The sequence below is a fragment of the Allobosea sp. P1_A7 genome (assembly GCF_056406775.1).
In genome coordinates, this window is record NZ_JBFTZN010000148.1 from 1 (window position 1) to 22,126 (window position 22,126).

23 protein-coding genes and 1 pseudogene are annotated in these 22,126 nt (G+C 65.6%); 14 read left to right on the forward strand and 10 right to left on the reverse strand.

What is annotated here, in order from left to right:
- Together AC1D34_RS23110 and trmB are read left to right on the forward strand one after the other, a co-directional pair.
- The coding region (locus AC1D34_RS23110) for a methionine adenosyltransferase domain-containing protein (protein ID WP_476825444.1) at positions 1-600 on the forward strand (600 nt) is incomplete at its 5' end.
- Positions 601-707: 107 nt separating this feature from the next.
- The gene (trmB, locus tag AC1D34_RS23115) at positions 708-1,412 is read left to right on the forward strand and encodes a tRNA (guanine(46)-N(7))-methyltransferase TrmB (protein ID WP_441492020.1); all 705 of its coding nucleotides are present in this window, start codon (positions 708-710) and stop codon (positions 1,410-1,412) included.
- On the opposite strand, the gene AC1D34_RS23120 is transcribed toward trmB, so the two are convergent.
- Positions 1,387-2,475, reverse strand: a complete 1,089-nt coding sequence (locus AC1D34_RS23120; RefSeq protein WP_441492021.1) for a DUF2336 domain-containing protein — start codon at positions 2,473-2,475, stop codon at positions 1,387-1,389. The genes trmB and AC1D34_RS23120 overlap by 26 nt on opposite strands.
- Before the next feature lie 297 nt (positions 2,476-2,772).
- On the opposite strand from AC1D34_RS23120, the gene rimP reads away from it, so the two are divergent.
- From rimP to truB, 6 genes are read left to right on the forward strand one after another with little or no spacing between them, the layout of a single operon-like run.
- Complete coding sequence (gene rimP, locus AC1D34_RS23125) at positions 2,773-3,453, forward strand: ribosome maturation factor RimP (protein WP_441492022.1); 681 nt, start codon at positions 2,773-2,775, stop codon at positions 3,451-3,453.
- 5 nt (positions 3,454-3,458) lie between these two features.
- Complete coding sequence (gene nusA, locus AC1D34_RS23130) at positions 3,459-5,048, forward strand: transcription termination factor NusA (RefSeq protein ID WP_476825445.1); 1,590 nt, start codon at positions 3,459-3,461, stop codon at positions 5,046-5,048.
- Positions 5,049-5,062: 14 nt separating this feature from the next.
- Positions 5,063-5,791, forward strand: coding sequence for an RNA-binding protein (locus AC1D34_RS23135; RefSeq protein WP_441492023.1), 729 nt, complete (start codon positions 5,063-5,065; stop codon positions 5,789-5,791).
- On the forward strand, positions 5,788-8,646 hold the full coding sequence (gene infB / locus AC1D34_RS23140) for a translation initiation factor IF-2 (protein ID WP_476825446.1): 2,859 nt from the start codon (positions 5,788-5,790) through the stop codon (positions 8,644-8,646). Before AC1D34_RS23135 ends, infB begins: the two co-directional genes overlap by 4 nt.
- A 16-nt stretch (positions 8,647-8,662) precedes the next feature.
- Entirely contained in the window at positions 8,663-9,064 is a 402-nt protein-coding gene (gene rbfA / locus AC1D34_RS23145; protein ID WP_476825447.1) for a 30S ribosome-binding factor RbfA, read from the forward strand.
- Positions 9,051-9,989 carry a tRNA pseudouridine(55) synthase TruB gene (gene truB, locus AC1D34_RS23150; protein WP_476825448.1) on the forward strand — a complete coding sequence of 313 codons (939 nt, stop codon included), beginning with the start codon at positions 9,051-9,053 and terminating at the stop codon, positions 9,987-9,989. Before rbfA ends, truB begins: the two co-directional genes overlap by 14 nt.
- A gap of 97 nt (positions 9,990-10,086) precedes the next feature.
- On the opposite strand, the pseudogene AC1D34_RS23155 reads toward truB, so the two are convergent.
- Together AC1D34_RS23155 and AC1D34_RS23160 are read right to left on the reverse strand one after the other, a co-directional pair.
- A pseudogene (locus tag AC1D34_RS23155) lies at positions 10,087-10,222 on the reverse strand (AraC family transcriptional regulator CmrA); the annotation flags it as partial.
- 109 nt (positions 10,223-10,331) lie between these two features.
- A complete protein-coding gene (locus tag AC1D34_RS23160) occupies positions 10,332-10,943 on the reverse strand; it encodes an NAD(P)-dependent oxidoreductase (RefSeq protein WP_476825449.1) in 612 nt (203 codons plus the stop codon).
- Positions 10,944-11,065: 122 nt separating this feature from the next.
- On the opposite strand from AC1D34_RS23160, the gene AC1D34_RS23165 reads away from it, so the two are divergent.
- The 4 genes from AC1D34_RS23165 (at position 11,066) to AC1D34_RS23180 (ending at position 15,068) form a co-directional block, all read left to right on the forward strand.
- A complete protein-coding gene (locus AC1D34_RS23165; protein ID WP_441492028.1) occupies positions 11,066-11,452 on the forward strand; it encodes a winged helix-turn-helix transcriptional regulator in 387 nt (128 codons plus the stop codon).
- A gap of 153 nt (positions 11,453-11,605) precedes the next feature.
- The gene (gene rpsO / locus AC1D34_RS23170; protein WP_043239192.1) at positions 11,606-11,875 is read left to right on the forward strand and encodes a 30S ribosomal protein S15; all 270 of its coding nucleotides are present in this window, start codon (positions 11,606-11,608) and stop codon (positions 11,873-11,875) included.
- Positions 11,876-12,193: 318 nt separating this feature from the next.
- Entirely contained in the window at positions 12,194-14,368 is a 2,175-nt protein-coding gene (gene pnp / locus AC1D34_RS23175; RefSeq protein WP_441492029.1) for a polyribonucleotide nucleotidyltransferase, read from the forward strand.
- Between the two features lie 64 nt (positions 14,369-14,432).
- The gene (locus AC1D34_RS23180) at positions 14,433-15,068 is read left to right on the forward strand and encodes a pyridoxamine 5'-phosphate oxidase family protein (RefSeq protein ID WP_476825454.1); all 636 of its coding nucleotides are present in this window, start codon (positions 14,433-14,435) and stop codon (positions 15,066-15,068) included.
- Positions 15,069-15,185: 117 nt separating this feature from the next.
- Here the strand turns inward: AC1D34_RS23180 and AC1D34_RS23185 are convergent, their stop codons facing one another.
- From AC1D34_RS23185 to AC1D34_RS23205, 5 genes are all read right to left on the reverse strand, one after another.
- Positions 15,186-16,184 carry an adenosine kinase gene (locus tag AC1D34_RS23185; RefSeq protein ID WP_441492030.1) on the reverse strand — a complete coding sequence of 333 codons (999 nt, stop codon included), beginning with the start codon at positions 16,182-16,184 and terminating at the stop codon, positions 15,186-15,188.
- Positions 16,185-16,251: 67 nt separating this feature from the next.
- Positions 16,252-16,626 (reverse strand): helix-turn-helix domain-containing protein, encoded by a 375-nt coding sequence (locus AC1D34_RS23190; RefSeq protein ID WP_113515708.1) that lies wholly within the window; start codon positions 16,624-16,626, stop codon positions 16,252-16,254.
- A complete protein-coding gene (locus tag AC1D34_RS23195) occupies positions 16,623-17,180 on the reverse strand; it encodes a Smr/MutS family protein (protein WP_476825450.1) in 558 nt (185 codons plus the stop codon). Before AC1D34_RS23195 ends, AC1D34_RS23190 begins: the two co-directional genes overlap by 4 nt.
- A gap of 3 nt (positions 17,181-17,183) precedes the next feature.
- Complete coding sequence (gene mltA, locus AC1D34_RS23200; RefSeq protein WP_476825451.1) at positions 17,184-18,359, reverse strand: murein transglycosylase A; 1,176 nt, start codon at positions 18,357-18,359, stop codon at positions 17,184-17,186.
- Positions 18,356-19,087: a Tim44/TimA family putative adaptor protein gene (locus AC1D34_RS23205; protein ID WP_069878579.1), complete on the reverse strand. Its 732-nt coding sequence runs from the start codon at positions 19,085-19,087 to the stop codon at positions 18,356-18,358. The genes mltA and AC1D34_RS23205 overlap by 4 nt, the downstream gene beginning before the upstream one ends.
- A gap of 245 nt (positions 19,088-19,332) precedes the next feature.
- Here AC1D34_RS23205 and secB point away from each other — a divergent pair, with 245 nt between their 5' ends.
- A complete protein-coding gene (secB, locus tag AC1D34_RS23210) occupies positions 19,333-19,830 on the forward strand; it encodes a protein-export chaperone SecB (protein WP_069878580.1) in 498 nt (165 codons plus the stop codon).
- Positions 19,831-20,013: 183 nt separating this feature from the next.
- Positions 20,014-20,754 carry a TerC family protein gene (locus AC1D34_RS23215; RefSeq protein ID WP_476767844.1) on the forward strand — a complete coding sequence of 247 codons (741 nt, stop codon included), beginning with the start codon at positions 20,014-20,016 and terminating at the stop codon, positions 20,752-20,754.
- A gap of 30 nt (positions 20,755-20,784) precedes the next feature.
- On the opposite strand, the gene dnaQ is transcribed toward AC1D34_RS23215, so the two are convergent.
- Together dnaQ and coaE are read right to left on the reverse strand one after the other, a co-directional pair.
- Positions 20,785-21,492, reverse strand: a complete 708-nt coding sequence (dnaQ, locus tag AC1D34_RS23220; RefSeq protein ID WP_476775123.1) for a DNA polymerase III subunit epsilon — start codon at positions 21,490-21,492, stop codon at positions 20,785-20,787.
- Positions 21,485-22,111: a dephospho-CoA kinase gene (coaE, locus tag AC1D34_RS23225; protein ID WP_476767846.1), complete on the reverse strand. Its 627-nt coding sequence runs from the start codon at positions 22,109-22,111 to the stop codon at positions 21,485-21,487. Before coaE ends, dnaQ begins: the two co-directional genes overlap by 8 nt.
- Positions 22,112-22,126: the final 15 nt, after the last annotated feature.

Genomic DNA, 22,126 nt, shown 5'->3' on the forward strand with positions numbered 1-22,126 from the left:
CAGCATCTCGACGACTCGCTGAGCTCGGCGGATGTCCGCAAGATCGTCGAGCCGCATATCCGCGAGACGCTGCCTGAGGGCTGGATCTCGAAGGACACCGTCTGGCACGTCAATCCGACCGGCAAGTTCGTGATCGGCGGTCCTGATGGCGATGCCGGCCTGACCGGCCGCAAGATCATCGTCGACACCTATGGCGGCGCTGCCCCGCATGGCGGCGGCGCGTTCTCCGGCAAGGACCCGACCAAGGTCGATCGTTCGGCTGCCTATGCTGCGCGCTACCTCGCCAAGAACGTGGTTGCCGCCAAGCTCGCCGAGCGCTGCACGATCCAGCTCTCCTACGCCATCGGCGTTGCCAAGCCGCTCTCGATCTATGTCGACCTGCATGGCACCGGCAAGGTCGACGAGGCCAAGCTCGAAAAGGCTCTGGGCGAGGTGATGGATCTCAGCCCGCGCGGCATCCGGACCCATCTCAACCTCAACAAGCCGATCTATGCGAAGTCTGCCTCCTATGGCCATTTCGGCCGGAAGGCCGGTCGCGACGGCAGCTTCTCCTGGGAGAAGACCGACCTGAYCGACACGCTGAAGAAGGCCGTAGCCTGATCCAGCGCGGATGTTATGACGGGGTTCGGTCTACCGGATCCCGGAGAGGCCGGAGCGATCTCGCTCCGGCCTTTTGCTTTCGCCGGTGACGACGGGGTTTTGGGATCATGAGCGAAGAACGAGACCTGGAGAGAGATCTCGAACGAGCCTTCTTCGGCCGGCGCAAGGGCAAGCCTCTACGCGAAGGTCAGAGCGTGCTGATCGAGGGCACCCTGCCACGGCTGCGCCTGCCCGAAGGCGAGATCCTGGATCTGAAGGCATTGTTTCCCAAGCCGGTCGAGGCGGTGCGGCTGGAGATCGGCTTTGGCGGCGGCGAGCATCTGCTCTCCCGCATGCGAGAGAGTCCGGAGATCGGCTTCATCGGCTGCGAGCCCTTCGTCAATGGCATGGCGAAGTTCCTGGCGGTGATCGAGCGGGAAGGCCTCACCAACGTCCGGCTCTGGGATGGCGATGCCGCGCTGATGCTGCCGCGCCTGCCGGAAGGCGGCCTCGATGCGATCGACCTGCTCTATCCCGATCCCTGGCCGAAGCGCAGGCAACGCAAGCGCCGTTTCGTCTCGGAGCGGACGCTCGCCCTGTTCGCGCGGGCGCTGAGGAAGGGTGGGCGTTTCCGCTTCGCCAGCGATATCGACGACTATGTCGGCTGGACCTTGTCGCGGCTGCTGCACTCACCGGATTTCGACTGGGCCGACGAGCGCGCCGACGACTGGCGCCAACCCTATCCGGGCTGGATCCGCACGCGTTACGAGGCCAAGGCCATCGCTGCCGGGCGCGTACCGAGCTATCTCACTGCACGCCGTCGCGCATCCTGAGGAAGCCGAGGACCCGCTGCGCCGTCACCGGCGTCAGGTTGCGGAAGTTCTGGCGGGCCCGCTCGACCGCAGGTGCCGATTTGCCATCGCCCTTGCGCAGGGTGATCAGGGCGCGAGTAGTCTCCCAGGACCAGCCAAGCCCCCGGCCAACGAGCAGCACCGCGTCGCGATCCGGGCCGAGGATGATCTGCTCCGTCGCCTGCAGGCCGAGCCTCGCCAGGATGGCGACGCCGCAGATGGCGTGTTCGATGGCGCCCGAAGCGGCGAGCTCGGCGACCTTGGCCTCGTCGAGTCTGCCCTCATCATGGAAGGCCTTGATATCGGCCAGCGCAGCGCTGAATTTGCCGAGATCGTCCTGAAGCTGGTCTTGTGCGGCGACCGCATCGGCGCTGCGCTCGACCGCGCGGTCGACGGCTCCGCCCATCGCCGGCTCGAACGTCGCAGCGAGCCTGCGGCGCGCCGAATTCTTCGCAGCCAGCGTCAATTGCTCGACCAGCTCTGCCGGGATGTCGCTCCGGGTTCCCAGCGTCGCCTGCAAGCCGTCATCCTGGACCGCACGCATCACCAGCACGCCCATGCCATGCCGCGAGAAGCGGGCGGATTGGTTGGCCGCAACCGCGTGGGTCACGACACGACCGCCCCGCAGGATCAGGAAATCCGTCACCGGCTCGGCGAGATACGGACGCTCGGTGATCGCGAGCATATGGTCGCGCCCCTTTGCGGCGGAGATCGCAACCAGATCCTGATCGGACAGCACGGGTGAGCCGACCAGAACCGGCCGCGCAACCGCGATCTCGTCGAGCGCAAGCTGGCGCACCACGCCGCCTGGCGCATTCGGCACGATGGACAGCCGCTCGGACAATTCGACCCGCGCGCGGGTTTCAATGGCGCGGGCAAGCCTGCCGATCACCACGTCGAAGACGCTGATCTGGTCATCGCCCATCGTCGCGGCCGTGCTGACGAAGAGATCGGTCAGACGCATCAGGATCTGGACGCGCTCATCGCCCGAGCCTCGCGACATCGTCGCTTCAAGATCACGCAACAGCGCGCTGACCGAACTCATTACGCAACCTCTTTACGCACCATTGGCCGACGCTAGACGAGAAGAATGACCAGCCGGTTAGCGCAATTGCATAAAGCCGGGCGCGGAATGGAAGCACCATTGCCGTTACATGGCGTTCCTTTCGACACCCTGCTTTCTGCCAGGGCAGCTTTGATCTTGCATGCCCGGCCGTTGCGGACTAAATAGCGACGCAACAGCTCTGGTTTCGGTGTAAGCCGATGATCAAGAGCGGGCCGGCCGGCCCGCTCTTTTTTGTTGGCCGCAAGCCCTGCCGGAGCGAAGGCAGGCAGTCCGAACATGAACGAGCCGACAGCAGCAGATCAGGACAGGCGCGTAGTGACCGAAAGCGGTGTGGCCGCGCGTGTCGCTGCCATCATCGAGCCGGCGATCATCGATCTCGGCTACAGGCTGGTGCGCGTGCGCGTCTCCGGCCAGAACGGTTGCACCGTGCAGATCATGGCCGAACTCCCGGACGGCACGATGACCGTCGAGGGTTGCGAGGCGGTGAGCCAGGCGGTTTCGCCGGCGCTCGACGTCGACGATCCCATCCAGGCCGCGTATCATCTCGAGGTGTCGTCGCCGGGGATCGACCGGCCGCTGGTGCGCCCGAGCGATTTTGCGCGCTGGTCCGGTCACCTTGCCAAGATCGACACGCACGAGCTGGTCGGCGGCCGCAAGCGCTTCCGCGGCATCCTGCGTGGCGTCGAGGGCGATACGGCCCTGCTCTCGCGCGACGATGCGAAGACCGAGGAGGAGCGCGACGTCGCGATTCCGATGAACGCCATTGGCGAAGCGCGGCTTGTTCTGACCGACGCCCTGGTCACCGAATCACTGCGGCGGGGCAAGTCTGGCCTGCCGCCCGAGATGCCGCCGGCGGACGAGATCGCCAGCCCGAAGAAGGGCAGGGGCAAATCACTGGGACCGCGCCCGGGCACACAGCCCAAGCCGGCTCCGCAGAACGACAACGAAGAGGAGTGAGCGTCATGGCTGTTAGCGCCAACAGGCTCGAACTGCTGCAGATCGCGGATGCCGTCGCCCGCGAGAAATCGATCGATCGGCAGATCGTCGTCGACGCGATGCAGGACGCCATCGCCAAGGCCGCTCGCTCGCGCTACGGCGCCGAGACCGACGTTCATGCCGAGATCAACACCAAGTCGGGCGAACTTCGCCTGGCGCGCCACCTGCAGGTCGTTGAGCAGGTCGAGAACACCTCGACCGAGATCACGCTCGCCGAAGCCAAGCGCCACAATCCGGCGGCCCAGGTCGGCGACGTCATCTCCGATCCCCTGCCGCCCTTCGATTTTGGCCGCATCGCCGCTCAATCGGCCAAGCAGGTCATCGTACAGAAGGTGCGCGAGGCCGAGCGCGATCGGCAGTATGACGAGTACAAGGATCGCATCGGCGAGATCGTCAACGGCGCAGTGAAGCGCGTCGAGTACGGCAATGTCTTCGTCGATCTCGGCCGTGGTGAAGCCATTATCCGTCGCGACGAGATGATCCCGCGCGAGACCTTCAAGGTCGGCGACCGCGCCCGCGCCTATGTCTACGACGTGCGCCGCGAGCCGCGTGGCCCGCAGATCTTCCTGTCGCGCACGCATCCGCAGTTCATGGCCAAGCTGTTCGGCCAGGAAGTGCCGGAGATCTATGACGGCATCGTCGAGGTGAAGGCTGTCGCCCGCGACCCCGGCTCGCGTGCCAAGATCGCGGTGATCAGCCGCGATTCCTCGATCGATCCCGTCGGCGCCTGCGTGGGCATGAGGGGCTCGCGCGTGCAGGCCGTCGTCGGCGAGCTGCAGGGCGAGAAGATCGACATCATTCCGTGGTCGCCGGATGTCGCGACCTTTGTCGTCAATGCACTGCAGCCGGCTGAAGTCGCGAAGGTCGTGCTCGACGAAGAGGCCGACAAGATCGAGGTCGTGGTTCCCGACGAGCAGCTCTCGCTCGCCATCGGCCGCCGCGGTCAGAATGTTCGCCTCGCCTCGCAGCTGACCGGCTGGGATATCGACATCCTGACCGAGGCCGAGGAATCGGAGCGCCGCCAGAAGGAATTCCTGCAGCGCACCGAGACCTTCATGAACGCGCTGAATGTCGACGAGACCGTCGGCCAGCTGCTGGCCTCGGAAGGCTTCCGTTCGGTCGAGGAGGTCGCTTATGTCGACCTCGCCGAACTGGCCACGATCGAAGGCTTCGACGAGGAAACGGCGGGCGAGATCCAGTCGCGCGCACAGGAATACCTGGCGACGGTCGAAGCCGAGCTCGACGACAAGCGTCGTGCTCTGGGTGTCGAGGACGCATTGCGCGAAGTCGAGGGCATCACCACATCGATGATGGTCGCGCTCGGCGAGAACGAGGTGAAGTCCGTCGAGGATCTGGCGGGCTGCGCGACTGACGATCTCGTCGGCTGGACCGAACGCAAGGATGGCGAGAGCACACGCCATTCCGGCTATCTCGACGGGTTCGACCTGTCGCGCCAGGATGCAGAGGCCATCATCATGGCCGCGCGCATCAAGGCGGGCTGGGTCGAAGCTCCCGCCGAGGAGCCCGAGGCCGATAGCGAAGCGGCCGAGGCCTGAGTCAGGCGCGCGTGATGAAAAGGCCGGAATCGGCGCGGCCCGCGCACAAGGACGGCCCTGAGCGCAGCTGCGTCGTGACCCGCATGGTCAAGGCGCCGGAGGATCTGATCCGGTTCGTGGTCAGCCCCGACGGGGTTCTCACGCCGGATTTGCGCCGCAAGCTTCCGGGCCGCGGCGTCTGGACGAGCCTCAGCGCGGCCACGGTCGCCGAGGCGATCAAGCGCAAGGCCTTCGAGCGCTCGCTCAAGACCAAGGTCATGATACCGCCTGATCTTGCGGCTATGATCGATGGCTTGATGCATCGCGACGCCGTCCAGGCGCTGGCCATGGCCAATAAGGCGGGACTGGTTTCGTCCGGTTTTGCCAAGGTCGAGGCTTCTATCGGATCGGGGCGTCTCGCCGCGGTCATCGAAGCCAGCGATGGCGCGGAGGATGGCCGACGCAAGATAGGACAGGCACTCAAGCGGGTCGCGGCAGCGCGAGCCGAGGATGGGCTGAAGGTCCGAAACACACCTGTCGTCGCGGAATTCGCGGCGGCTGATTTGGAATTGGCGTTGGGGCGGTCACATGTGATACATGCGGCCCTTGCTCCGGGACCGGCGGCCGAGGGTTTCCTCTCCCGCTGGCGTCGGCTCGTCCGTTACCGGATGGGCGATGCCGGTGCGTTGGGCCCGGAAAGCCCGACGGATTTCGACGAGACAGACGAACACACGACCGAACCGGCAGGACCGAAAGCGGAATGAGCGATACCAAAAACCCGGGCGACAAGACTTTGACGGTCAGCCCTCCGAAGACCCTGACGCTGAAGCGGCCGATCGAGCAGAGCACGGTTCGGCAAAGCTTCTCGCATGGGCGCTCGAAGCAGGTCGTCGTCGAGGTCAAGCGCCGCGTCGGTGGGCCCGAAGTCAAGGAAGCGCCGGTGGCTCGTGCGCCGCAACCCGCGGTGCAGCCTGCTGCCCCACGTCCGGTCGTGCCCCAGCCGGCTCCCGCAGCCCCGAAGCCGGGCGGCATGCTGCTGCGCACCCTCTCCGACGACGAGAAGGATGCGCGTCAGCGCGCCCTCTCCGACTCCCGAGCCCGTGAGCTCGACGAGCGCCGTCAGGCCGAAGAGGAAGCCCGCCAGCGTGCGCTTGTTGCAGAACGCGAACGGGCCGAGCGCGAGGCAGCCCTTGCTCGCCAGCGCGAGGAAGAAGAGCGCCGTCGTCAGGAAGACGAACAGAAGCGTCGCGCCGAAGTCGCCGCTCGTCAGCGCGATGATGCCCAGGCCGCCCGTCCGGCAGCCCCCCAGCAGCCGCGTGAGCAGGTCTCGGCCCCGACTCCATCTGCTCCGCCGCAGCAGCAGGCGCAGCCGTCCCAGCCTTCAACCTATGCCCCCGCCGCACGGCCCGCATCCGGCCCGCGCGAGTTCGGTGGTGCACGTCCGCAGATGCGCGACGTCGGTGCACGTCCGCCGCGGCTCGACTCGCGTCCTGCCCGGGTCGACGCACCGCGTCCCCCCCGTGCCGGTGATCCGAGCGCTCCCGCAGAGCCGGCCGTCGTCCGCCCGGCCCGTCAGGCCCCTTCGGCCGGCGCTCCGCGCAGCCGCCCCGATGATGGTGAGGCCAGGCCCGCGTTCCGCCGCCCCGGCGGCGCTCCCGGCGCTGCCAATCGCGGCGYGCCGACTCCCGCCCCGAAGACGCCCAAGGCTGGTGAGAAGCCGCGTGGCCGCCTGACGCTCTCGACCGCTACCGGCGGTGATGACGAGCGGACACGGTCGGTTGCAGCCTTCCGCCGTCGCGTCCAGCGCATGACTGGGCACCGTGCCTCGGACGTCGCCAAGGAACGCGTGATGCGCGAGGTGATCATCCCCGAGACGATCACCATCCAGGAACTCGCCAACCGCATGACCGAGCGTGGCGTCGACGTCATCCGCCTGCTGATGAAGCAGGGCGCGATGCACAAGATCACCGACGTGATCGACGCCGACACTGCTCAGCTCGTGGCCGAGGAAATGGGCCACACCGTCAAGCGCGTCGCCGAATCCGACGTCGAGGAAGGCCTGTTCGATACGCCCGACACCGATGAGATGCTGATCCAGCGTCCTCCGGTCGTGACCATCATGGGCCATGTCGACCACGGCAAGACCTCGCTGCTCGATGCGATCCGCCAGACCCATGTCGTGACCGGCGAGGCCGGTGGCATCACCCAGCATATCGGCGCCTATCAGGTGACGACGCCGACCGGCTCGAAGGTGACCTTCATCGATACCCCGGGCCACGCCGCCTTCACGGCGATGCGTGCACGTGGTGCCAAGGTGACGGATATCGTCGTTCTCGTGGTGGCGGCCGACGACGGCGTGATGCCGCAGACGGTCGAGGCCATCAACCACGCCAAGGCGGCCAAGGTTCCGCTGATCGTGGCGATCAACAAGATCGACAAGCCCGACGCAAACCCGGACCGCGTGCGGTCCGAGCTGCTGCAATACGAGATCCAGGTCGAGACGCTGGGCGGCGAGACGCTGGAAATCGAGGTTTCGGCCAAGACCGGCCAGAACCTCGACAAGCTTCTCGAGGCTATCTCGCTGCAGGCTGAACTGCTCGATCTCAAGGCCAATCCCGATCGCGCTGCCGAAGGCACCGTGATCGAGGCGAAGCTCGATCGTGGCCGCGGCCCGGTCGCGACCGTGCTCGTCCAGCGCGGCACGCTGCGCACCGGCGACATCGTCGTGGCGGGCTCGGAATGGGGCCGGGTGCGCGCCCTGATCGGAGACACCGGTGCCCAGATCAAGGAGGCGCCCCCGTCGCTGCCGGTCGAGGTTCTCGGATTCAACGGCACGCCTGAGGCCGGCGACCGCGTCGCGGTGGTCGAATCCGAAGCGCGTGCCCGCGAGGTCACCGATTACCGTGAGCGCCAGAAGCGCGACCGGATCGCAGCTCGTGGCGGTGGATCGGCAGCGGGCCGCTCGCTCGCGGAGATGATGCGCGACCTCAAGGAAGGCGCTGGCCGCAAGGAATTCCCGCTCGTCGTCAAGGGCGACGTGCAGGGTTCGGTCGAGGCCATCGTCGGCACGCTCGAGAAGGTCGGCAACGACGAGGTGCGCGCACGCGTGCTGCAGTCGGGTGTCGGCGGCATCACCGAATCCGATATCACGCTCGCCCAGGCTTCCGGCGCGGCTGTGATCGGCTTCAACGTGCGTGCCCACAAGGAAGCGCGCGAGGCGGCCGAACGGGCCGGCGTCGAAATCCGCTACTACAACATCATCTACAACCTCGTGGATGACGTGAAGGCGGCGATGTCGGGCCTGCTGGCTCCGACCCTGCGCGAGACGATGCTCGGCAATGCCCAGATCCTCGAGATCTTCAACGTCTCGAAGGTCGGTAAGATCGCCGGCTGCCGCGTCACCGACGGCACGATCGAACGCGGCGCCAATGTCCGCCTGATCCGCGACAATGTCGTGGTCCACGAGGGCAAGCTCTCGCAGCTCAAGCGCTTCAAGGACGACGCCAAGGAAGTGGTTGCCGGCCAGGAATGCGGCATGTCCTTCGAGAATTATCAGGACATGCGCGCTGGCGACGTGATCGAGTGCTATCGCGTCGAGGAGATCAAGCGGACGCTGTGATCCGTCGCGGCCGGGCTTGTCCCGACCGCCTGACGATGACGAGCTCCCGCTCCTTCGCAGAACCTTGACGTTCGCCCGCGGCGACATTCACGACGACGTGCTGGCGAAGCATGTCATCACCGTGCCGGAGGTGCGCCTCTCGCCCGATCTCAAGCTCGCGACGGCCTACATCATGCCGCTCGGCGGCAATGACATCGCGCCGGTCCTGAAGGCGCTCGATGGCCACAAGCGCTATATCCGGGGCGAGATCGCCCATCGGGTGAACCTGAAATACGCGCCCGATATCCGCTTCCGCCAGGATGAGAGCTTCTCGGAGGCCGAACGCATCGATGCGCTGCTCGATTCCGATTCGGTGCGCCGCGACACGYTGCGCCAGCCCCTGAAGATCGACCAAGACGACCATCATGACGACGAATAGCGAGACAGTGGCGCCTCCGCACGCGCAGCAGCCCCGCCCGAAGAAGCGCGACGTGCATGGTTGGGTGGTGCTCGACAAGCCCGTCGGCATGACCTCGACCCATGCGGTCAGCGTGGTGAAGCGCGCCTTCAGCGCCAAGAAGGCCGGCCATGCCGGCACGCTCGACCCCCTCGCTTCAGGCCTGCTGCCGATCGCGCTGGGCGAGGCGACCAAGACAGTCCCCTTCGTCATGGATGGCCGGAAGGCCTATCAGTTTACCGTCGCCTGGGGCTCGCAGACCGAGACCGACGATACCGAAKGCCGTGTGATTGCGACCTCGGAGCTACGCCCGCAGGAAGACGCCATCGCGGCCCTGCTGCCGCGCTTCACGGGCACGATCCTGCAAACGCCCCCCAAATACTCGGCCATCAAGATCGCCGGCGAGCGCGCCTATGACCTCGCCCGGGATGGTGAAGAGGTGGTGCTGCAGCCCCGCCCGGTCGAGATCGATGCGCTGTCGATCGTCAGCCATGACGGCGCGACGACGACGTTCGAGGCCGAATGTGGCAAGGGCACCTATGTACGCGCCATCGCCCGCGATCTCGGCGTTGCGCTCGGCTGCCTCGGGCATGTCGCCCATCTCAGGCGCACCCGCGTCGGCCCCTTCACGGTGACCGAGGCGACGACCGTCGAGACGTTGCGCAGCAGCCAGGAAGAGGCCGAGGGCGCACTCCGGCCGGTCGCAGCAGCGCTTGAGCTCATTCCGGAGATCGTGGTCCATCGCGATGCGGCCCTGCGGCTGAAGCGTGGCCAGAGCGCACTATTGCGCGGTCGCGATGCGCCGATCGAAGCCGAGGCTGTCTATGCGACCAGCGGCGGCGTGCTCATCGCCACTGGCTCGATCAGCAATGGCGAGCTGGTGCCGCACCGGGTCTTCAATCTCTAATCCATGGGGTCGGATCCCGTATCCAATCCCATGATTCAACCCCCTGGGTTTGCGTCGGCCTTTCCGAAAGCCGCAATCCACTTTTCGGGCCGGTGCTTCAGGCCGGGACGAGACTGAACTGCGTGGCGCGCAAGCGTGCAGCGTCACGCAGGGGCGGTGCTCCGAACAGGCGACTTGTACTTCCAGCTGAACTGCGACGGGCTTTCATAGCCCACCCTGAAGCCCGCCGAGGCGGCATCGAACAACTCGGGCCTAGCCGGGTCCGACATCATGCCGGAGCCTGGCGGCGGCCTGCATCTCGGCGGCCGCCGCTACCAGAAAGCCTGAATTGCTCGCGATGGTTCAGTAACCGACAGTGAAGCGCTGGCGCGAGTGGGCAGGCTTCTCCAGTTCGTCGACCAATGCGATCGCGTAGTCCTCGGCCGAAATCGCGCTCTTGCCCTGCGCATCGACCAGAAGCTGATCCCTGCCGAGGCGGAACTTGCCGGTGCGCTGGCCGGGCTGGATCAGCGCCGAGGGGGACAGGAACGTCCAGTCCAGTTGGCTCTCACCCTTGAGCAGCTCGAGGAAGGCGCCGCCCTTCTTCGCCTCTGCCAGATAGATCGCCGGGAACTCCGGCGTGTCGAACAGCTGCTTGCCTGGCGCGACCTCGAGACTGCCCGCGCCACCGACGACGAGATAGCGCTTCACGCCGGACTGCTTGACGGCGGCCAGCAGAACCGCCGGGTCGCTCGCGGTGAAATGCACGGCACTGATCACCGCGTCATGGCCAGCGAGCACGCTGGCCAGCCCGTCGCGATCGAAGACGTCGCCTTTCAACGGTGTCACACCAGTCGCCGCTGCGACCTTTCCGGGGTTGCGGGTGATCGCCGAAACCGCGTGTCCGCGGACGGACAGCTCGGCCAGCAGGCGCGAGCCGATGAAGCCGGTAGCGCCGATGAGAGCGATTTTCATGAGATTTGCCTTTAGCTAGTATCTTTCAGGAACCAACATCCTGTACGATACTAGATGGAGGCAGCGTGGAGCCTCGTAAAGAAGGCACTTTCACGCGACATGGTCACCTGAGGGAAACCACGATGCTGCAACGCCCGGACGCCTTCAACGCCCAATGCCCGACCCGCCAGGTCCTCGACCGCATCGGCGATAAATGGGCAGTGCTGATCCTGATCCTGCTCGGAGAGGGGACGTTGCGCTTTAACGAGCTGCGCCGACGCATCGACAACATCTCGCAGAAGATGCTCTCGCAGACATTGCGGAGCCTGGAGCGCGATGGGTTGATCAGCCGCGAGGCCTTCCCCACCGTGCCCGTAACTGTCGAGTATTCGCTGACCGAACTCGGCCGCACGCTTGCAGCAACCGTGCACGGATTGACGCGCTGGGCTGAGACCCATATCGGCGAGGTCGAGGAAGCGCAGAGGCGCTACGACCACGGTCTGCCCCGGCCTGCCTCGTCGCCGCGCTAGCGTTTTACCCAGATTCGTGTATATCCCGCGCCAACCGGCCTTGCGGCTGGCTGCGCATCTCCTCCGTGATGAGGTGGATTGCGGGTTCCGGACCTTGCTGGACGACATCCCGGCCTGGCCCGCCAGATCAACATCCAACTGAAGGATCACACGATGTCGATTACGCCGGAGCGCAAGACCGCGCTCGTGAAGGAACATGCCACCAAGCCGAATGACACCGGTTCGCCGGAGGTCCAGGTCGCGATCCTGACGGAGCGCATCAACAACCTGACCGGTCACTTCAAGTCGCATGTCAAGGACAACCACTCGCGTCGCGGCCTGCTGAAGCTGGTTTCGCAGCGCCGTTCGTTGCTCGACTATCTCAAGGGCAAGAGCGAAGCGCGCTACAGGACGCTGATCGAGAAGCTCGGCATCCGCCGCTGATCGATCGCAAGAGCTTCCCGCCCGGCACCGATCGGTTCCGGGCGGTTTTTCCAGAGCATGATGCCGAAAGGTGGGAACCATCTTTCGGGCGACATGATGCTCCTACTCCAGGGTCTGGCCGCAATGGTGCGGCGCCCTGACTCCAACGCGGCGGCCGCATGGGTGGCTTAGCCGCAGGCCTCCGCCGGACGCCCCGACGTCCATGGCAGGATCGCCGAGCGCTCGGGCGCAATGCTCACCGTCTCCCGAGCTTTCCGCCGTCTTGCCCATGGGCTTGAGACGTCCGGACGTGTGCCACATCCGATCCGAAAGAGAACCATGTTCGACATCCAAACCGAAGAGCTGATCTGGGGCGGGCGCAAGCTCGTGCTCGAAACCGGCAAGGTCGCCCGCCAGGCCGACGGCGCCGTGCTCGCCACCTATGGTGAGACCGTCGTGCTCGCCACCGTCGTCTCGGCCAAGGAGCCGAAGCCGGGCTTCGACTTCTTCCCGCTGACCGTGAACTACCAGGAAAAGACCTTCGCGGCCGGCCGCATCCCGGGCGGCTACTTCAAGCGCGAAGGCCGCCCGAGCGAGAAGGAGACCCTGGTCTCCCGCCTGATCGACCGGCCGATCCGCCCGCTTTTCGCCGACGGCTACAAGAACGACACCCAGGTGGTCTGCACCGTGCTCCAGCATGACCTGGAGAACGACCCCGACATCGTTGCGATGGTCGCAGCTTCGGCCGCACTGACCCTGTCCGGCGTGCCCTTCATGGGCCCGGTCGGCGCCGCCCGCGTCGGTTATTTCGACGGTGCCTACAAGCTCAACCCGCTGGTCGACGAGATCAAGGAATCGGGCCTCGACCTCGTCGTCGCCGGTACCCAGGACGCCGTCCTGATGGTCGAGTCGGAAGCCAAGGAACTCTCCGAAGAGATCATGCTCGGCGCCGTGATGTTCGGCCACAAGCATTTCCAGCCGGTGATCGACGCCATCATCCGTCTGGCTGAAAAGGCCGCCAAGGAGCCGCGCGACTACCAGCCGGCCGACCAGTCGGCGATCCTCGACGCCGTGCTCAAGGTTGGCGAAGCCGAGCTCCGCGTCGCCTACAAGATCACCGCCAAGGCCGAGCGCTATAAGGCTGTCGACGCCGTCAAGGCGAAGGTCGTCGAGGCGCTGGTCTCGGCCGAGCCGGATGGCGTGAAGACCTTCACCAAGGAACAGGTCGCCGGCCAGTTCAAGGAAGCCCAGGCCAAGATCGTGCGCTGGAACATCCTCGACGACGGCATCCGCATCGACGGTCGCGACGTCAAGACGGTCCGCAAGATCGTGGCGGAAGCTGGCATCCTGCCGCGCACCCACGGCTCGTCGCTGTTCACTCGCGGCGAAACCCAGGCGCTGGTCGTGACCACGCTCGGCACCGGCGACGACGAGCAGTTCATCGACTCGCTGGAAGGCACCTACAAGGAAACCTTCCTGCTGCACTACAACTTCCCTCCCTACTCCGTCGGCGAGACCGGCCGGATGGGTTCGCCCGGCCGCCGCGAGATCGGCCATGGCAAGCTCGCCTGGCGCGCGATCCGTCCGATGCTGCCGGCCAAGGGCGAGTTCCCCTACACGATCCGCGTCGTCTCGGAGATCACCGAGTCGAACGGCTCCTCCTCGATGGCCACCGTCTGCGGCACCTCGCTGGCGCTGATGGATGCCGGCGTGCCGCTGAAGGCTCCGGTTGCGGGCATCGCCATGGGCCTGATCCTGGAAGGTGAGCGCTTCGCGGTGCTCTCCGACATCCTCGGCGACGAGGATCATCTCGGCGACATGGACTTCAAAGTGGCCGGTACCGCTGCGGGCATCACCTCGCTGCAGATGGACATCAAGATCGCCGGCATCACCGAGGAGATCATGCAGGTCGCGCTTGGCCAGGCCAAGGGCGGTCGTGACCACATCCTCGGCGAGATGTCCAAGGCGCTCTCCACCTCGCGCGCCCAGCTCGGCGAATATGCCCCGCGCATCGAGACGATGAAGATCCCGGTCGACAAGATCCGCGAAGTCATCGGTTCGGGCGGCAAGGTCATCCGCGAGATCGTCGAGAAGACCGGCGCCAAGGTGAACATCGAGGACGACGGCACCATCAAGATCGCCTCGGCCGACGGCAAGTCGATCGAAGCCGCGATCAAGTGGATCAAGTCGATCGTCTCGGAAGCCGAGCCGGGCATGATCTATGACGGCACCGTGGTGAAGATCATGGAGTTCGGCGCCTTCGTGAACTTCTTCGGCGCCAAGGACGGCCTCGTTCACATTTCCGAACTGGCCGCCCAGCGTGTCCAGAAGGTCTCGGACGTCGTCAAGGAAGGCGACAAGGTCAAGGTCAAGTTCCTCGGCCAGGATGAGCGCGGCAAGATCCGCCTCTCGATGAAGGTCGTCGACCAGGAGACGGGCGAGGATCTGACCGAGAAGCTCAAGGCTGCCCGCGACGCCGAGAAGGCCCGCGAGAAGCAGCCCGCCAGCGAGTAAGCTCCGGCTTCATCGCCAGACCACAGGCGCCCCGCATCTCACGATTTGGTTCTTGGAGATCGGCATGACCGACCACAGCATCACTTCGCTCGAGACGCTCGCCGCCCGGTATCCGAACCCCGTCGCGCCCGCCTCGGTCGCCAAGGAGATCGACCATGTCGACGAGAACTATGCTGCGCTGATCGCCGCCTCGCCCTTCATGATGCTCGCGACCAACGGTCCGGAGGGCCTGGATTGTTCGCCGCGCGGGGATCTGCCGGGCTTTGTCACGGTCCGGGACGCGAAAACGCTCCTGATTCCAGACAGAAAAGGCAATAACCGTCTGGATTCATTAAGAAATATTCTGTTCGATCCGAGAATCGGAATGCTCTTCCTGGTCCCCGGATACGGCGAAACCCTGCGGGTGAACGGCACAGCGACGCTTTCGACCGACCCCGAGCTCTGCGCGCGCTTCGAGATGGCGGGAAAGCTGCCGGCCTGCGTGATCGTGGTCGATGTGGAACAAGTCTACTTCCAGTGCTCGCGCGCCGTGGTCCGGGCCGACCTTTGGAACCCGGCCAAACATGCCGACAGGCGTGAGTTGCCAAGCGCCGGACAGATCCTGCGTGACATCACTGCGCGGAACGAGGCGATCGAGACCTTTGACGGTGCTGCCTATGACAAGGCGCTGCCGGAGCGCGTGAAGGCGACGCTGTACTGAATCGTCGTGCGCGGCTGCACTGCCGGGCCGCCGCGTCTTGCGACGCGGCTCGTGAAAAGGCGTGCCATGATCGAGACCCGCCCGACCATGACACGCCGAACCTGAAACCCGATCAGGTCACAGCAAGCCGTTATCGCCCGCCAGCACCTTCAGGTTCACATCCGGCCTTGCACCGACATGGCTGATGATCTCGGCGGCGGCCAGCGCGCCGAGCCGCAGCGAGTCCCGCACCTCGCGGCCCGAGGTCAGGCCGAAGAGGAAGCCCGCGGCGAAGAGGTCGCCCGCGCCGGTTGAATCGACGATGCGCTCCACCGGGAAGACCGGTTCGGCGACGATGCCGTCAGGCGTCACCGCCAGAGCGCCCTTCTCCGAGCGCGTCACCGCCGCAATGATATTCTCCGCGCGCAACGCAGCGAGCGCGCTGTCGAAATCGCCGGTCTGGTAGAGGCTCTTCAGCTCGTGCTCATTGGCGAAGACGATATCGACCAGCCGGTTGCGGATCAGCCCGAGGAACTCGTCGCGATAACGATCCACGCAGAAGGAATCCGACAGGGTGATCGCGACACGGCCGCCAGCTGCATGGGCAAACTCCGAGGCCTTGCGGAAGGCTTCCTTGGCCGCCGGCGGATCCCAGAGATAGCCCTCGAGATAGATGATGTCGGCGTTCTGGACCGTATCCTTGTCGACATCCGCGACAGTGAGGCCCTGGCAGGCGCCGAGATAGGTGTTCATCGTGCGCTCGCCATCAGGCGTGACGAAGATGAAGGAACGGGCGGTCGCCGGACCATCGGCCGCGAAAGCCGTATCGAAGCTGACGCCCTGCGAGGTCAGGTCATGCCGGTAGAGCTTGCCGAGCTCGTCCTGCTTCACCTTGCCGATGAAGGCGCCCTTGCCGCCAAAGGAGGCAAGGCCCGCGATGGTGTTGGCGGCGGAACCACCCGAGATGACCTTGGCCGGGCCCATCGCCGCGTAGAGCGTCTCGGCACGGGGCTCGTCGATCAGCATCATCGCGCCCTTGGTCAGCTCATGCGCGACCAGAAAATCCTCTTCCGCGCGAGCGATGACATCGACGATGGCGTTGCCGAGCGCCAGGACATCATAACGGGCATTTTTCATGAAGGAGTTCCGTGGGTTGGCGAGGATGGGACGAATGATGGGCGTTTCGCATCAGGACCCGATGCGGTCAAGCACGGCCGCGCCGGCGACTGGCCTGGTCAAGCACGGCGCGCAGCGCGGCGAGTTCGTCGGGGCCGAGTTCGGCGATCTCAAGGGCAAGCCGGTTGGCGACCAGCGTCGCCTCCGGTGCCAGTCCCGCAGTATCGACCGTGATGCGGGGGTGGGAGAGCTCGGCGAGACGAACGAGTTCGTCAGCCTCGTCCCAGATCACGCCGAGCAAATGGATCACGCCCTGGATCAGCGCAAAGGTCGGCTGGCCGCGCTTGCCATGCTCAAGGGCCGAGAGATAGGCCGGCGTGACGCCCAGCGCCGCGGCCATTCCGGCCAGCGTCACGCCGCGAGCTGCGCGCAGCTCCCGAACGCGCTGGCCAAAGGGTGTCACGCGCCGCTCTCACGGTGCCGGCGCAGACGGATATAGAGCGCGCCGGCGCCGCCATGGCGCTGCTCGGCCTCCTCGAAGCCGACGACGAAAGGGCGCAGATCAGGTAGCCGCAGCCAGTGCGGCACGCTGCGGCGCAGGACGCCACGCTCTTCGCCGAAAATCGCATCGCCCGCGGCGCCCTTGCCCGTCACGACCAGCGCCAGCCTGGTGCCGCGCGCCTGCTCGCGGCGCAGAAAGGCACATAGCGCCGCATGAGCGGCATCCTGCCGCAGGCCGTGCAGGTCGATCACCGCCTCGACGGATTGGGTTCCGCGACGCAACTGGGTGCGCAGGCGGCGCTCGAGCGGCGCCAGCGGCGGCGGGGTGATCCTGGCCGGTTTGACGGCAACCACCAGAACAGGGGCGGCAGCCTCAGTTGGAGGTGGCGCCGGGGCCGCTGCAGGCTCCTCAGGCGGCGGTGCGGCGCGCCCCYGCAGTGGCGTCACCGAACGTGCAACCTGCCGCCACAGGGCAATCTCGGCCTCCGACAGGGTCTTCTCGCGACGGCGGCGCATTCCTCAGCGCGCCTCCGCCCGCGGCCAGAGAACCGTGAAGTCAAAGGAATGGCGGACCAGCCCGGCGCGATGACCCGCCGCCTGGCCGGAACCGACGAACAGGTCGACCCGCGACGGTCCGACGATGGCGGATCCCGTATCCTGCGCAATCATCAAGCGCGACAGCCGCTCCATGTCGCCGCTGCCGGTGGGAATTGTCGCATCGATCCAGGCCGGCAGTCCGTAGGGCCAGATGGCGCGGTCGACGGCGATGCTACGCAGCGGCGTCAGGGGCAAACCCGCACCACCGATCGGCCCCGACTCGGCCGGCAAGTCGTCCTTGCGGGCGAAGAAGACGAAGGAGCGGTTCAGGCGGATCAGGTCCCGGGCAAAACCGGCATCGGCCTTCAACCGAGCGACCAGCTTGTCCATAGTCATCTCGGCCGGCGGGATGTTCTCGCGCTCGCTGAGCACCCGGCCGAGTGAGGTATAGGCGTGGCCGTTGCGGCCGGAATAGACCAGCCGGACGACCCTGCCGTCCTGCAACCGAACCCGGCCGGAGCCCTGCACCTGCAACACGAAGCGGTCGACCGGATCGCGCAGCCAGGCGATTTCCAGGCCCTGCCCGTCGAGTGCGCCACTCTCGATCGCCGTCCGATCGGGATAGGGCTCTAGGCCCCGGGGAGTGCGGCGGGCGGCGGACAAGGCAGGTTCCAGCCCTGGCCAAGCGTCGCCTGCAAGGCGCGTCACCAGATCGGCAGGGCGGGCATAGAGCGGCGTTGGGAACTGGACGGAGGGGGTGAGCGAGCCTTCGAACTCCGGCTCGAAATAGCCGGTCATGAAGCCGCCCTCGGCGCCGCTCGGCCGGATGCGCCAGAAACTGAAACGCTCCTCGAAGAAGCGACGCGCCGCCGTCCGGTCGACCGGCCCGCGAGCCGTCAGCCTGCCGGCTTCGGCGCAGACAGCGGTGAGCGCAGCGGGGATCGGGACGCCTTGCCGAAGCGGGGGATCGGCAGCGCAGCCAGCTGCGAAAATCGTCAGCGCAATGCGGTGATCGTCATCCGGCCATCCCGGTATTGCGCCGGGAGAGATGACCTCTGCGCGGGCGCCGGGCGGCAAGCTCGGACCGGCGGGCGCTTGTGTCATTGCAGCGGACAACATGGCGGCCACCAGCGCAATGCGCCCGAGGCCACGGGTCACGCGCCGGCTTCGGTCGCGACCAAAAGCCAATTCGGGTCGCGGCTGCCGAGCTGACGCGAGAAGGTCCAGATATCGTTGACCTCCGAAACCGCCTCGGCGCTGCCGTCGACCACGACGCCCTGTGCATCACGGACAACACTGATCAGCTGCGAAACGAATGCGATCGTCACCTGAGCGGTCTTGCCCTTGACGTCGACGGCGGTGATCTCGGCCTTGTCGATCGAGACGAAGGAGGATTCCGCCTTCTCGCCGCGCTTCTCGCGGTCGGTAATCGCCTGCTCAAAGCCATCATAGACTTCCTTGGCGAGGAGGCCCTTCAGGACCTTGCGGTCGCCGCGGGCAAAGGCGGTGACGATTGTCTCGTAAGCGGATTTCGCACCCTGCAGGAAACCCTTCGGGTCGAAATCCTGCTCCTGGCGAACGATGGCCTCGATGCCGGCAATGATCGGCGAATCCGCAGGCGCAATGTCCTTCCAGCGCTCGGCCGCAGGAACGGCTGTCGCAGCGGGATCATTGGCTGCGCCCGGCAGGCGAATGACATTGTCGCGCTTGGCCTCGGGAGCGCCGGCCTGATCAGGTCGCATCGGCGGCGTCTCACGCCGCGCGAAGGGATCCTTAGGCGGCTGCTCGCTGCCGGTCTTCTGGCCAAGCACGGAGCGAAGCTTCCAGGCGACGAAAACGGCCAGAGCCAGGAAGACCAAAGTCGTCATGTCGAAGGAATTTTGCATCGAACGCTGATCCGGAACCCCAGTGACCGCCTCGCATCAACGGCGGCGGTCGGCCGGCCGCCGCATGCGATATGGTGATCAAGGCTCGTAACATCCACCCCCGAGCTTGTGAAGGCGGCTTCTTGTGCCTGAGGAAGCTCCATGATAGCCGACGCAAGCATTGCACCGGGGAGCGGTGCGCAGTCCCGGGCGCCGGCAAGGCGTGGGATTTCCCGATTAAAGCCTGCCAGACGATGATGGGACCGATGGCCAACGACATCCCCAACGGCAACGGCGCGAGCGAGGCGAACGCTCAGCCGAGCATGAATGCCCTGATCCAGTACACCAAGGACTTCTCCTTCGAGAATCCGAAGGCGCCCCGCGCGCTCGGCCAGCAGAACGAGCAGGGCCCGCAGATGTCCCTGCAGGTCAATGTCTCGACCACCGCGCTGTCGGAGACCGATTACGAGACCGTGCTCCAGCTCGAGGGCAAGGCCGTCCTGAACAACGAGACGCTGTTTGCGTTCGATCTCAGCTATGCCGGCGTGTTCCGGCTGCTGAACATCCCGCAGGAGCATATTCACCCCGTTCTGGTAATCGACTGCGCGCGGCTGCTGTTCCCGTTCGCCCGCCAGATCATCGCGGACGCGGTCCAGACCGGCGGCTTCCCGCCTTTCTATGTTCCGCAGATCGATTTCGCGATGCTGTATCAACAGCGCATGCAGGAGCTTCAGGCCCAGCAGCCACAGGCGCCCAACGCCTGAGCGAGCCTGCCGCCTCCGCAAGCCGACGATATCGAAAGGGCCCTCGCGGGCCCTTTCTTGCATTTCAATCAATAATCGCGCGCGTTTCGCAACGCCTTGCGCATCGGCAAGGCAAACTCCATCTCCCACATTCATTGAAGCGGGCGCCAATCCGGCGTCCGCATTTTGCTATGTGGAGACCCGATGGACCATCTGATGACGCTTGCTGCCGACCCCGCCGTATGGGCGGCTCTCGGGGCACTGATCGCCATGGAGGTTGTCCTCGGCATCGACAATCTGATCTTCATCTCGATCCTGACCAACAAGCTGCCTGAGGAGCAACGTTCGCTCGGCCGCAAGATCGGCATCGGGCTTGCCCTGTTCATGCGGCTCGCGCTGCTCGGTACCGTCGCCTTCATCGTGCAATTGACGGAGCCGATCGTCTCGCTCTTCGGCAAGGCCTTCTCCTGGCGCGATTTCATCCTGATCGCCGGCGGCCTTTTTCTGGTCTGGAAGGCGACGACCGAAATCCATCACAAGGTCGACGTCAATCACGGGCCCGATGTGTTCGACGGCGGCCGTGCGGCAACCGTGACCTTCGGCGCTGCGATCTTCCAGATCCTGCTGCTCGATCTGGTCTTCTCGATCGACAGCATCATCACGGCCGTCGGCATGACCGAGCATGTCCCGGTGATGATGATTGCGGTGATCGTCGCCGTGCTGGTGATGCTGCTGGCCGCCGACCCGCTGGCGAAGTTCATCGAAAAGAACCCGACGATCGTGATGCTGGCCCTCGGCTTCCTGCTGATGATCGGCGCCACGCTGATCGGCGAGGGTTTCGGCGCCCATATCCCGAAGGGCTACATCTACGCCGCCATGGCCTTCTCGGCGCTGATCGAGGGTCTCAACATGATGTCCCGGCGCGCCGATCGTAGCCGCGGCTGACCGACCCGAAGCTGAGCCGCCACAAGCGGCTCAGCTTTCCTTGGCCAGACCGAGATAGCCGCTCCAGAGCGGTGTCTTCAGGGTCAGGATGAAGCTCTCATGAGCGGCCATTGCCGCCTCGTCGAGGCAGGGGGCGAGCGGGCGCTGGCGCTGCGGCCGCTCGGAAAGATCGGCGAGACCGTTGCCGGGACCGGAAGCGCTGACCACGCCAAGTCCGAGATCGGCCTGTTTGCCTCCGATCAGCTCGATATAGACCTCGGCGAGAATCTCCGAATCGAGCAGCGCGCCGTGCTGGGTGCGCCTCGTATTGTCGATGCCGTAGCGCTGGCAGAGCGCATCGAGACTGTTCGAGGCTCCGGGATGCTTGCGTCGCGCCATCGCCAGCGTATCGACGACCAGCGATGGATCGATCGGGCCACGGCCGACACGCTTCATCTCCATGTTCAGGAAGCCGACGTCGAAGGACGCGTTGTGGATGACGAGCCGCGCGCCATCGATGAAGGCTGCAAACTCCTCGGCAATGGCCGCGAAGACGGGCTTGTCCGCCAGGAAGGCATCGGACAGTCCGTGGACCTTGAAGGCGCCTTCCGCCATCGCCCGCTCGGGGTTGATGTATTGATGGAAGGTACGGCCGGATGGGCAGTGATTGACCAGTTCGACGCAGCCGATTTCAACGACGCGATCGCCGCCATTGGCTTCGACGCCGGTCGTCTCGGTATCGAGAACGATCTCACGCATGCCTGGACGCCTTTTCTTGCCGGCTCCGGCCAGGACGGCCGGCCAATGCCTGGAGGATAGAGCGGACCTGCCTCTGTGCCACCAGCAAGCCATGCGAGGTGTCCACCAGGAAGTGAGCGTGCCGGCGCTTCTCGGCATCCGGCATCTGGCGCGCAAGGATCGCGTCCAGCTTCTCCGCCGTCATCTCCGGACGCGCCAAAACGCGGGCGCGCTGCACTTCGGCTGATGCCGTGATCACGACGACGGCGTCACAGCGATACCCTCCTCCAACCTCWAGCAGGAGCGGCACATCGAGGACCCCGATATCGCTCCCCGCTGCAATGCAGTTCTTGATGAAAGCGATCTCCTCCTCCCGCACCAGAGGATGAATGATCGCCTCCAGCGCGCGCAGGGCTTCGGGCTTGCCCACAACCATCGAGGAGAGTCGGGCACGATCCACGGCCCCATTTACTACAGTCTCCGGAAAGGCTGCCGCGATCGGTGCGACCGCCCTGCCCCGGTAGAGCGCATGGACGGTGGCATCGGCATCATGGACAGGCACGCCGTGGGCCCGGAACATCTCCGAGGTGGTCGACTTTCCCATGCCGATCGAGCCGGTCAGTCCCAGGATGAAGGTCATGCGGCACCCAGCGAA